This is a genomic window from Citrobacter sp. UYEF32, assembly GCF_040546205.1.
Lineage (GTDB): Bacteria > Pseudomonadota > Gammaproteobacteria > Enterobacterales > Enterobacteriaceae > Phytobacter > Phytobacter diazotrophicus.
Genome location: NZ_JBEPNI010000003.1, coordinates 85,335 through 97,569 on the forward strand (window position 1 = coordinate 85,335; position 12,235 = coordinate 97,569).

9 protein-coding genes are annotated in these 12,235 nt (G+C 53.2%); 6 read left to right on the plus strand and 3 right to left on the minus strand.

All coding sequences use genetic code 11. The annotated features are described in order from the left end of the window. Nucleotides 1-292 precede the first annotated feature (292 nt). The 5 genes from ABIB59_RS08750 (at nucleotide 293) to ABIB59_RS08770 (ending at nucleotide 3,232) form a co-directional block, all read left to right on the plus strand. Complete coding sequence (locus tag ABIB59_RS08750) at nucleotides 293-1,324, plus strand: alpha/beta hydrolase fold domain-containing protein (RefSeq protein WP_041852607.1); 1,032 nt, start codon at nucleotides 293-295, stop codon at nucleotides 1,322-1,324. A gap of 244 nt (nucleotides 1,325-1,568) precedes the next feature. Then, nucleotides 1,569-1,970 carry a BPSL0067 family protein gene (locus ABIB59_RS08755; protein WP_110295580.1) on the plus strand — a complete coding sequence of 134 codons (402 nt, stop codon included), beginning with the start codon at nucleotides 1,569-1,571 and terminating at the stop codon, nucleotides 1,968-1,970. Beyond that, on the plus strand, nucleotides 1,957-2,322 hold the full coding sequence (locus ABIB59_RS08760) for an STY0301 family protein (protein ID WP_110295581.1): 366 nt from the start codon (nucleotides 1,957-1,959) through the stop codon (nucleotides 2,320-2,322). The genes ABIB59_RS08755 and ABIB59_RS08760 overlap by 14 nt, the downstream gene beginning before the upstream one ends. 93 nt (nucleotides 2,323-2,415) lie before the next feature. After that, nucleotides 2,416-2,778, plus strand: coding sequence for an STY0301 family protein (locus tag ABIB59_RS08765; protein ID WP_110295582.1), 363 nt, complete (start codon nucleotides 2,416-2,418; stop codon nucleotides 2,776-2,778). An 88-nt stretch (nucleotides 2,779-2,866) separates the two neighbouring features. Next, complete coding sequence (locus ABIB59_RS08770) at nucleotides 2,867-3,232, plus strand: STY0301 family protein (RefSeq protein WP_110295583.1); 366 nt, start codon at nucleotides 2,867-2,869, stop codon at nucleotides 3,230-3,232. 95 nt (nucleotides 3,233-3,327) lie between these two features. On the opposite strand, the gene ABIB59_RS08775 is transcribed toward ABIB59_RS08770, so the two are convergent. From ABIB59_RS08775 to ABIB59_RS08785, 3 genes are all read right to left on the minus strand, one after another. Next, nucleotides 3,328-6,270 carry a ligand-binding sensor domain-containing diguanylate cyclase gene (locus ABIB59_RS08775; protein ID WP_354035042.1) on the minus strand — a complete coding sequence of 981 codons (2,943 nt, stop codon included), beginning with the start codon at nucleotides 6,268-6,270 and terminating at the stop codon, nucleotides 3,328-3,330. 405 nt (nucleotides 6,271-6,675) lie between these two features. Then, entirely contained in the window at nucleotides 6,676-7,257 is a 582-nt protein-coding gene (locus ABIB59_RS08780; RefSeq protein WP_071195888.1) for a histidine phosphatase family protein, read from the minus strand. 265 nt (nucleotides 7,258-7,522) lie between these two features. Then, nucleotides 7,523-8,032 carry a hypothetical protein gene (locus ABIB59_RS08785; protein WP_125125247.1) on the minus strand — a complete coding sequence of 170 codons (510 nt, stop codon included), beginning with the start codon at nucleotides 8,030-8,032 and terminating at the stop codon, nucleotides 7,523-7,525. A 490-nt stretch (nucleotides 8,033-8,522) separates the two neighbouring features. Here ABIB59_RS08785 and ABIB59_RS08790 point away from each other — a divergent pair, with 490 nt between their 5' ends. After that, the gene (locus tag ABIB59_RS08790) at nucleotides 8,523-12,230 is read left to right on the plus strand and encodes a tetratricopeptide repeat protein (protein ID WP_354035044.1); all 3,708 of its coding nucleotides are present in this window, start codon (nucleotides 8,523-8,525) and stop codon (nucleotides 12,228-12,230) included. Nucleotides 12,231-12,235 lie beyond the last annotated feature (5 nt).

Here is a 12,235-nt window from a genome sequence, read left to right on the forward strand (position 1 = left end):
TCGGTGTTTTTGGGGCGGGAGAATTTTCCTGCTGATCATATCAGTTAGAGGGCCTTAAGGGAGTCCTCAAATAACTTGCCACGTTCATGGCGAAATTTTTGCCCCGTGAAAGCATGGCGTTTGGTTCAGTATGCTAAGCGCTTGCCGATGACATCACCCGCGCCAGAGATTTTCTGGCGCGAATCATCGGATTACTGCATCAATTACATTGACTTCTTGCGTTATTCATCGGTTAATTCGAATGATATCCTGCGTCAGGATCGGGAAAAATCCCCCTACACAGAAGGACATTATGAAATCAACATCCCTTATTCTGGCGGGCTGTATGCTGTTATCGTCCGCTATTTCACAGGCGGTTGCCGCTGCCGATACCTTACCCGGATCAACCGAGGGCGCAAAGATAATGAAATTCACGCCGTCACAGGATCAGACCGATTTATTCAGCAACGTGATTTACTCGCAGGTCAAAGATGGCGTGGCGCTCAGGCAGCTCAGGATGTCGCTGTTGGTCCCGCGCAATAATGACCTGAAACCGGCCATTGTCTACTTCCCAGGCGGCGGTTTTATGACGGCCAATCACGATAAATACATCGCGATGCGTATGGCGCTGGCGAACGCAGGTTATGTGGTTGCCGCCGCGGAATACCGCGTAATTCCGGATAAATTCCCCGCGCCATTGGTCGACGGGAAAACGGCGGTACGTTACCTCAGAGCGCACGCCAAAGAGTACAACATCGATCCTGCCCGCATTGCCGTGTTGGGTGATTCCGCCGGGGGATGGCTGGCGCAAATGCTGGGAACGACCAACGGCGAAAAAGAGTATGACAAGGGGGATTACCCCGAGCAGTCATCTGACGTTCAGGGTGTGGCCACGATTTATGGCATCTCGAATTTGCTCAATATAGGCGAAGGTTTCCCGGAACAGATACAGCAGGTGCATCGCTCAGCGGCGGTGACCGAAGCGTTACTGGTCCATGGCGCGGCATTTCGCACCTTTGCCGGGGCAACCATCGACAGCGACCCGAAAAAAGCGCTTGCCGCAAGCCCTATGGGCCATATTACCGGCCATGAACCGCCGTTTTTGATTATGCACGGCAGTGCGGATACGCTGGTTTCTCCTCAGCAAAGCGCACAGTTATATCAGGCGTTGAAAGCCAAAAAAGAGACCGCTGAGTATGTCCTGGTTGAGGGGGCGGAGCATGGCGATATTCACTGGTATCAGCCGCAGGTGATTGACCATGTTGTCGGCTGGTTTAAGCACACGTTAGGCGCGCCGACAAAACAGAACGCGCCCGCGAAAGCGGATAAAAAATCTAATTTGTAATCCCGTCATGGGGTGCTGAGCTTGCCATTAATAGCTCTTTATCAGGGGAGGGCAGGCTCAGAGTCTTCATTTCCAGCGGCCAATAATTACGGCGCGCTTTTTATATAACCGTTTGATAAATATATAATACATACTCCAGCTAGCCAGGAATTTTCTTAATTTAAAATCCGCCCTTGTCCTCTATTTGCATATCTTTACATTAGATGCAGAATGTCATCACTCAACTTCTACGGGTGTTAACTCCATGGCATATATCGCAAAAACACCGTTAGCGTATGTCGGTCAGTCTGTAGGTAATGGTCAGTGTGTGGCGTACACACAAAAAGCGGCCAATATGCCGCGCACGGTAGCATGGAAACGGGGCGAATTAGTTAAAGGTAATATGACCATTGCGCCCGGTACGGCGATTGCCACGTTCGACGCGGATGGTCGCTATGGCAACCATACTGACGGCCGTTCCCACGCCGCTATTTATCTTGGGCAGGATGCGTCGGGCATACAGGTGCTGGATCAGTGGGTGGGGCGAAATCGCGATAGCCAGGGACGTCTGGTTGTTGCTCCCAAACCAGTCAGCGAACGCACCATTAAATTTTTAAAAACGCCGCGCATTGAAAACAATGGAGATAATTATTATGTCGTGGAGTAATGCATTATTATTAAGCACCAGCATGTTTTTGTTTTCAGGTATTGCCCAGGCCGAAAAAATAAACTGCCCTGAGACGTTAAAGGAAAATAATAAGACATACTCAATGAATTACGTTAGTCTCTTTATGGGGCCTCCCGAAGAGAAAGCGGATTTAATGCCAGACACGCTTGATGCGTGGGTATGGACATTAAAAGATTATCAGGACTATGTGAAAGAACATAATACGTCTTTATTCCTAGTCTGCCGTTATAAAGGGACAGATAAAACCGTAACAATTAAAGTCCCTGCCGATGCAAAAAAATGCTCAGCCCACTATGGCAAGAAAGACGCTGTATTAGCGACCTGTGAGTGATCTTGGGCGTATACGGGAAAAACACTGTGGCGAGTATGCTAAAGTGCGCGGTTGTGTTCAGGGGATCTGCGATCTTTCAAGGAGTCTACAGCTATGCCATGGTGTAAGTTCTTTATGTCAGGAATAATATTATCGTTGTCTGTTGGCGCGGCTCAGGCAACAACGGTTTGTCCGCAATATCCAACGCAGCAAGATAAAACACACGCCTTAAACGATGCCAGTTTGTTCGTGGGGCCGCCTAAAGATTTAGTCGAACTGATGCCGGATAACGATCGGGAGACGGTATGGACGCTGCCTGATTATCAAGATGAGGCGAAAGAGCATAAAACGTCACTCTATTTTATATGCCACTATAAGAACACGAAGCAGAGCGTCGAGTTGATTGTTCCGGCCACGGCCAAAAAATGTTCCGTTGCCTATGATAAGAACCGTAAGCTTATAGCTGCTTGCGAATAACGTCTCTCTGCACAGGTATGGATTCGCAGTTTTTGTTCAGAAACCCGCTATCAATGTGCATTTCTGCTGAAAAATGGAAGTCGTTATTATGTCCAGACGTAAAGGGATAGTGTTAAGCGTAGCGCTACTGTTTTCAGGTTTGGCAAGCGCTGAAAAAATCCAATGTCCTGATTCGCTGACAGTGAAGAATACCTCATACAGGATGGATGACGTCAGCCTTTTTCAGGGGCCACCGGACAAGTTGGGAGAGTTAATGCCTGACACGCTGAATGATATGGTGTGGACGCTGCAAGATTATCAGGATTATGGCCGGGAAATGAATTTGCCGCTCTATCTTGTTTGCCGTTATAAGGGGACGAAAAAAACACTGGAATTAAAAGTACCGGATACGGCAAAGAAATGTTCGGCATGGTTTGGGAATAATCAAAATCAATTTTATGCTTCTTGCGAATAGTCTTTCTGCATTGCAATTGTGCTTTCGCACAGCGTTATTCCCAATATGGAAATAACGCTGCCGGGTTTTCATTTGGTGTTGAATACGCCATAACCCTAAATCTGAAAATGACCAGATGCGCTCTCCTCTTCGCCGGACCAGCAAACCACTTTGTTGCGGCCAGTCTGTTTGGCGATATACAGCGCGTGGTCGGCCTGCTTAATTAACGCATTGCTGTCACTGGCAGAGGACGACTCCGCCAGGCCGAAGCTCGCCGTCACCTGCAGCCCTTCGGCGATATGCCTATAATCCGTCTGCGATAAGGTAACCCGCAGTGATTCGCAAATCGCCGTAGCCTGCGCTATCGGCATATGCGGAAACAACAGAGTGAACTCTTCACCGCCCCAACGGGCGCTCAGCCTGGCGTCCTGCTGTGTATTACGCAGCAGGTCCCCGATACTTTGCAGCACCTTATCGCCCACCACATGTGACCAACGGTCATTTATCTGCTTAAAGTGATCAATATCGAAGATTGCCAGCGTCAGCGGATAATCGTGCGCACGGGCATCGTCGAAGCCGAGCATCAGTTGTTTATCAAAGACCCGACGGTTTGCCAGCCCGGTCAACTGATCCTCTTTGGCCTGTCGTTCAAACTCCTCAGCCTGCTCCTGTAAGGCCAGCGTCTTGGCGGCAATCAGCGTGCGCAGGCGCTCTTCGTTACGGCGCGCCTGCCTCAGACGCCAGCGAAAGACCATGAACAGCGCCAACAGAAACAGCAGCACTAACAGCACCTGAAAGAGGGGCCGCTGCCAGAAAAACGGGTTAATGCGCAGGTTGATAACCGTGTCCGTGCCATTCCACTCGCCGTTGGGGTAACTGGCGGAAACGTTGAAGCGGTAGTTCCCCGGTGGCAGGTTGGTGTATTCCGCTGTCGTATTGTTTTCGCGATCGATCCACTGCGGATCAAAACCCTCCAGACGGGTACGATAACGAATACGCTCCGGCAGAACATAGCCCAGCCCGGAATAGTTTATCCGGATGCGTGTTGTTCCGGCAGGAAAGGTATAGTCATTGTCGAGCGGCGTGGTGTTACTCTCAACCGACTCCACCACCGCAGCTAACCGCGTCTTGCTAAATTCCCCTAATCGTTCAGGGTGAACCATCACCGCACCGCGCGCGGTCGCCACCCAGATACCGCCATCACCGGCGCGCGTGGCGGCAGGCATTGAGCCGCCATTGGCCTGCGCGCTGATCATGCCGTCACTTTCACCGAGCGTGGTTACGGCAATCTGCCGCTTACGCCCCTCAATAACATCCACGGCTTCGGCTTTGCTTATCCTAATCATGCCGCGGTTCGAGCTAAGCCACAGATATCCCATATTGTCGGGTATCACCTGGAACAGTTTGTCGATGGGCAGACCGTTTTTACGCCCCACCATACCGATTGCGCCATCGCTGCTCCGATAACGGAGCAAGCCCCGGTCGGTTGTCATCCACATATAGCCAGGTTCGCTGTAAAAGCCGAAGGCATATTCGGCATTCTCCATGGCGGAAATATCGATGTGCTCAAATTTTCCGTTATGAAAAACGGAGACCCCCACGCCAGTACCCACCCAAATGCGCTGCTGTTCATCTTCCTGCAGCGCCATAATAAAGCTGGCAGGAAGACCGTCATCTGCCGAGTAGGTATGGAGCGTGCCATCGGCGCGTAAGACGCTCAAACCGGAGGCGGTGCCGATCCACAGGTTCTGCTGGTGATCGGTGAGGATGGCGCGAACCTCGTTACCGGGCAGGCCATTAGATTGCTGTAATACCGGGGTTAATTGGCCATTTTTCCAGTGCAGCAGGCCATCGGTATAAGTACCGACCCATACGCTGCCATCCGTGGCCTCGCCGAGGCTCAGTACCGATGGCTGCGTGTGTTGATTCCAGTTAATTTGTTCGACGCGCCCATTCCGAATGCGGTTCAGCCCGGTACTGGTGCCCACCAGGATACTGCCGTCCGAGTGCGTCATCACGGTACGAACATAATCGCCGTTCAGGCCCTGGCGGGTGCTCACGGTGATAAACGGCGCGCGACGCAGGCGGATCAATCCCGAGTTAGTACCAATCCAGATACTTTGTTCCCGATCTTCCAGGATGCTTTGCACGCGGTTATGAACGATACCATTATCAATATTCAGGTGTTCCAGCCCTTGTGGACTGAGGCGGAATATGCCGTGGTTAATGGTGCCGAACCAGATATCTCCACGCTTATCCTGCATCATGGTGGAGACCACTTCGTTGGTAAGTTCCGGGTGCAGCGGCTGAAAATCTTCACCGACGCGCTTCCAGACGCCGGCTTCGGTACCCACCAGTAAAGTGTTATCGTCTGTTACCAGCAAACTAAAGGCGCGGACTTGCGGCAAACCGCTGGCTGGCGGCACCGGGGTCGCTTTATTGTCGATCACCTGATACAGACCGTTGTCGGTTGCGGCCCAGATAGTGCCGTCCGCGTCTTCCACGCTTTTGTTGGCGGTGACGTTATCGAGAATATGCACATCCCGCGTTGCGCCGGTTTCATTGGCGGGGCGCATTAACAGGCCTTTTCCGGGCATGGTCACCCACAGATTACCTTTACTGTCGCGCATGGCGGAACCAATCATGGTCGGTGCCGCAGCATAGGGCGTCCAGATGCCATCTTTCCAGGAAGAGAGACCGCCGCGCGCGCCTGCAACCAGCAGGCTGCCGTCTGGCCCGGCGACAAACGCCAGCGTTCCGGAGTCGGGCATGGCGCTTTCGCCGCCGCGTTCGAAGACCTGGAAGGTTTTGCCGTTGTAGCGGGCGAACCCTTCCCAGGTGCCGAACCATAAATAACCTTCCCGGGTCTGTGCGATGGCGTTGATGCTATTGTGTGGCAGGCCGTCTTTTGTCGACCAGGTTTCAATAAAATATTCGCTTAATGCAATGTGTGGCTCATCTGCCAGTACCGGGCGGCAGAAAAAAAAGAGAAACCCAAAAAAGAAAAGGCGCAGGGTATCAGTGAAAGTATCGATATATTTATGCATTGCTCTGTGCATTAATTAACCACCCTGTCTTTACTGGTTACATTATGAATACAGATAAGACTCAACGCTAAAGTCGCAAAAGGGATTTTCTTTTTTTGCTTTATTTTTCGATATATTCCGGGTGTATATTTCGGTCGCTATTTTTCCTCGCGAAATTTTCGCTACCTTAAGCTAAATCAAACTTATAAACGTTTTGTTATTCGGCTCGGGAGACGGGCCATTTTTATGCGCTGATTTAAAGATAATGCGCTGTTGTATCCCGAATTGTCTTCTTGTTTTTGAATAGAATTATTAATAGCACTACTCTTCTGCTTTCGCGCATTTTTATCGCACTTTATTGTTCCTATAAAAGAAACGTTAGCATTTTAAAAGGAATAACGAGGTTATCCTTCCCCTCGCTATTTCCTTTCACACCGATTATTGCGCCGGGGCAGAACACTGGCTGGAGACGCCATCCAGCCCTTCGGTATCCCTGGTAAAAGATTTAAAATGCTGCTGTGCGTCAAGCTGAACCACATAAATCGAATCAAAGTCCGCCGACGGCCATGACGGCACCTGCGACGCATCGCCACCCGTCTGGGTAATCAGCGTTTTTGCGGCGGTGACCAGATTTTTATGCTCCCAGGAAATAAACGTCAGCGGCTGGTTTTGCTGCGCCAGCAGTGCGGAAACCAGTTCACTGGTGTCATCAGCATGGAAACGTAGCACTACCGGTTTGGATACCTGAATCGCCAGCGGCGTGATGGTGGTCAGCGGGCGCAGCGAGCTGCCGGTTTTTTTCTCTTTCGGCGCTGAGGCATACAGCGCGTCCGGGGTACCGTAGCGCTTGAGCAGCACCGAGGGGAGACTCAGCGCCCGGTTTAACCCTTTGCAGGTGAGCTGCCCGCTGTTGTTGTCCGGTTTCTCACCGTGACGAAAGAAGACGTAAGTGCTGTCAGCCGATGCCGCCAGGGGAGAGAGCAGTGCCGCGCTAAGTAACGCTACAAGCCAGCTTTTCATTGTGTTTTTCCCACGTGTCAGAGAGAGATTTTATCAGGGATAAAGACATGACATCCTTCCATTCCCTGCGCTGTAACATCGAATAACGTTGTCGAAGAATAGGGCGAGCCTGCGTGCTTCCCTGCCACCGACACGGGTCACAGGGAAGGCCATCATGCTACGCGCAGTCGCGCTCCGGCGAAACCCGCAATATTTCATTACCCATTGCCATTTTGTCACTAACGGTAAATATGCCTGATGCTCTCTCAGGCCGACAGACGGAGCCTCAGGGAAGTGTGGTGGCGTCTATCACCACCATTCCCAACGCGTTGGTCCGCTTTATTACCCGCAGGGTGCGACCAGAATAGAGATTGCCGGAGGGCTCGCAGATGCGGATCTCTTCATCAAGATCGCGGTCATAGACGCTGGCCCCGGAGCAGCTTCGTGAGCCGCCAGAGCTGTAGCGATAAGGGGCGGTATAGGTCGATTCAACGCCGGGCAGCAGCCAGGTGAGCGTGGTGAAGAGCGCGGAAAAAACAAACACCATCCCCAGGGCCATACCGCACCAGGCTTTGAGATATTCCGTTCGTGTGCTGATATTGGCGGCAAAGCGTTTTCGTAGGGCAAAACAGACGACAACCGTCATCGCAAGTGCGGTCATCACCATATATCGAAACGCCGCATGGGACAGGAAGGTGGGGCGATAAATCATGTTGCGCCAGGCGAAAAAGCCAAAAATCGCCGCCACAACGGCAATGGCGAGGGTCAACAAATAGGGGTAAGAATACTTTTTCATCTGCGGCTTTCCCTGCGCGGCTGCCTTTATATTTTGTCATTGTCAGATAACAGCGGGCGGGTAACAATCCCTGTTTTCAGGAAGGCGCGTTTCGACCAGTTCTGGGGGGATGACGAACCCGGTCAGAAAGGGCAAAATGCCAGGCTGACAGCCCATCTTGTAGCGGTGACATTGGGGTCCAGATAAATACATGGATAAGTCAGATTGTTCAGAACGGGATTTATCCTCGTTAAGCGCTATCGCTTTATTGTCTCTGCATTCAAAAATACGCTCCCTTTTACATGCGCGTGGTGTTCTGCGTACCCAAAATCGCCCGCTGGGTGATGATGCGCGGTGGCGGGTGGCCAATATGGATCGGGTTTGGGCATCTCCACGCTAGAGAAAATTCTGGCATCCGAACGGGTCAATGATTCGGTGAAACGTCAGGCCCAGAACCTTATTCGTCGTTACGGATAAATATGTTACCGACCAACCACATGGAACAGCGCTCATGCCAACGTCAGCCAGTCAGCCTCGCCAGATTCGCCTGTTTTTGTCTTCCACCTTTCGGGATATGGAAAACGAGCGTCATGAATTACTGACCCGCGTTTTTCCCCTGTTTCGACAGCAGTGTCTTGAACGCCAGGTGGTATTTAGCGAGATTGACCTGCGCTGGGGGATTACCGAAGAGGATGCGCACAACGGCCAGACGGTGCAAATCTGCCTCGAAGAGATCGCCCGCTGCCGTGCGTTGGGCATTTCGCCGTTCTTTATTGGCTTTATCGGCGAACGTTACGGTTGGGTACCACAGCGTCACGAGCTGGAAAATTACTGGCACCAGGCGGCGCAGGATGAAAACCCCTATGCCCGACGTATCGAAGCGGCGCTGGCGGAAGGTATCAGCGTTACCGAACTGGAGATGCGCTTTGGGTTTATGGACGATGCGCAGGGGGTCAGCAGGCAGCGGGTCCAGCTCTATTTTCGCCATCCGGATTTAACGGCCTCTCTTGCCGGGAAAGCGTCGGCCACGTTCTATGAAAGCACAGAAGCTGCCTGCGACAAGCTTGCGGCCCTGAAAAGGGCAATCAGAGAGACGCACGCGGAGTGCATCGGTGTTGATGGCTACCAGGCGATCAGCGAATTTGGTCAGCAGATCCTCGATTTCTTAACTGCCGAACTGGATACCCACTTCCCCCTTGATGAGGTGCCGAATGAGCGGCAACTCAGGTTACATGCGCAACAATGCTATGCGCTTTCCCGGCGCGAGAACTATGTGCCATTGCCCGCTTTTAAACAGCAGGTTGAGACATGGGCACAGGACATGCTTGCTGCCATGCTCCCAAATGGAGATCAGGCGCGCGATCCCCTGAACCGTCTGGCGCTGGTCGGCGATTCCGGGCGGGGGAAAAGTGCGTTTATGGCCGACCTGGTGGCCTCTGAAACCTTTAACACGGCGTTGGTGATCGCCCATTTCGTTGGCGCGGACGGCGATAACACGCCGGAAAGCTGGCGTGAGCGGGTGCTACAGGTGCTTACGCCTTATCTGCCCGCCACGCTTGACGTTCCCACCGAAGATGACGCGCGCTGGGCGGCGTTTGCGGAACTCGTGAGCGCCGCCCAGGTGCAGATGGGCAAGCCCATCATTCTGCTGCTGGATGCCATTAACCAGTTCTCCCCTCAGGAGGCGGGGATGCGCCGCCTCAATGGCCTGCGCTTCTTACCGGGCACATTGCTGGTGGTGACCTCAACGGAACCGCTACCGGACACGTGGCAGACGCTGGCTTTCCCGGAACTGACCGAAGCGCATCGCCGCGAGGCCATAACGTTATTTTTGCGCCAGTACAGTAAAAAGCTGCCGGAGACGTTAGTCGGGCAACTGGTTGCCGCGCCCGCCTGCGGTAACGCGCTGTTTTTGCGTCTGGTGATGGAAGAGTTACGCCTGCATGCGGATCACGACACCCTGGCGGCACGGGTGAGCGCATTACTCACTTATGATGATGCGGGGCAACTGTTCCTGGCGCTGTTAAATGAAACCGACCGGGATTTTCGCGCTGAGGGATACTCCCTTGCCAGCCATGCGACGACGCTGATTGCCGCTTCCCGCGCGGGGGTATCCCACAGTGATTTAGCCGTCCTGCTGGCACCGCATCTGCACCAGTCAGGCCTGAAAATGGCCGACCAGACCTTGCTGCGCTTGCTGGCGCGTATTGCGCCGTTTTGCCTGAACGAAGACGGCAGGTTGCGTATCACCCATACCATCTTTACCCAAACGCTGACCGCGCTGTCGCCGTTGATGTCCCCGTCCCGGCGGGCGCTGGTGGCCCGGTTTAATCAACGGGATGCGTTTTCGGTGGCCGAACGCACATACCAATGGATGGCGCTGGAAAATTATGAGCAACTGGTGGAAACCCTCGGGCATGTCGACGCCTTTTGCGCGTTACAGCAAAGCTACCCGGAGCTGGCCTCGCAGGCAATGCTCGCACTTGGCGCCGGGCGAAGCTCCCTTTCGCTGTTATTACATGCGCTGGTGGAAAACTGGAATGTCTGGCGCCCTGAGGTGGTGTTTACGCCCACAATGAACGCGGTAAGCGCCTGGTTTTTGCAACGCGGATTCTGGCAGATTGGTGTGCGCTGGAGTGAACTGGCGGCTGTTCTGGTACGCAAAGCCACGCCCGTTAACGTGATCAACACCATGGGGACGATCAATAGCCTGGCGCTTTTCTATCGCCTGCTTGGGCAGTATGACAAAGCGGAACCGCTGCTGCATGATGCGCTGGCAATGATGCGCAAGATGTTGCCCGCAGGGCACCCGGATATTGGCGTCGTGCTGAATAACCTGGCTGGAATTTACGGCGCACTGGGCCAGCCGGAAAAAGCAGAGCCGCTATTGCGCGAAGCACTGCAAGCGGTGAGCAACGAAAACAGTATCGATTTTGCCAACCTCGCCCAGAGTCTGGGGGAGTGTTATCAACAACTGGAAGAATATGAGCAGGCGGAGTCTTTACTGCGTAAATCGCTGGCAGTGAGAGCGCGTCTGCAGGCCCGCGACAATCCCCATCTCATTGGCTTAAAGCGCAGCCTTGGCGGGCTCTATATGGAGCTTATGCGTTACGACGAAGCCGAACCTGTTTTGCTTGAAGTGCTGGCCTTGCGTAAGGCGGTTTTGCCGCCGGAACATCCCGATATCGCCACAAGTCTGAACGATTTGGGAGAACTCTATTATCGTCAGGGCGACGCCGATAAAGCCGAACCGCTGTTTACGCAGATGATGGACATCCGGTGTAAATCGTTATCACCGGGCCATCCTGACTTCATTGCCGGGCTGTTCTATATGGCGGAGTTATACCATTCCATGGGGCGCCTTGAAGACGCCGCATCGCAACTGCGCGAAGCCATCCCTTTGCTTGAGCATCTGCCGGATAATCAGGCGGAGCTGCTATTTGCCCGACAATCGCTGGCAAACCTCTATATGGAAGACGATCGCCATGAAAAGGCGATCCCGTTGTATGAAGCGATGCTGACCACGCAGTCTGAACTGAGTCGGCCTGAAAGCCCGGTGATGTTACGGTTACTTGATGACCTCGGCATGCTCTACCTGGGCCAGGATCGTCTGGATGAGGCGGCCGCCTCTTGGGCGAAATGGCTCGCTGTACAGGAGGGTAAGCTCGCGCCGGAGAATGCAGGCAGGCTCAAGGTTATGCGTAATCTGGCCTGTACTTACAAAGCACAGCAGAAATATCAGGAAGCGAAAGCATTGCTGCTGCAAATTATGTCGCTTCGTGTTGAGCATGACCATGGTGACGTTGAGCTTAAGGTGCAGTCCGTGGCGGAGGCAGCAGAAATGCATTATTTTCTGGCCGAGTATGCGGCTGCGGAAACCTTGTACCGCACGCTCTTTACCATGGTGGAGCCGCAGTGGCTTGAAGCATCCCCGGAAAAAAACGCGCTGTTTCAATGGCTGGTGGCAAGAGGCGTGCTGGACAAAACGGGGCGCAAGGAACAATGGGGGCAGATGCCTGTCAGTATGGCGACCCCGTCATGGCAGACATCCCTAAAAGTCGACGTCTCAACATGGTCAACAGCGGCACAACCTGGAACGCCAGCGGAGCCGGTATCCATGACAGATGAATCTCCGGCGGAACCTGCGAGCGTGCAAACAGAGGCAAAGCGTAGCGTGGGTGAAAAGCTACGCAGTGCCTGGAATAAGCTCGTTCACTAAGCGGG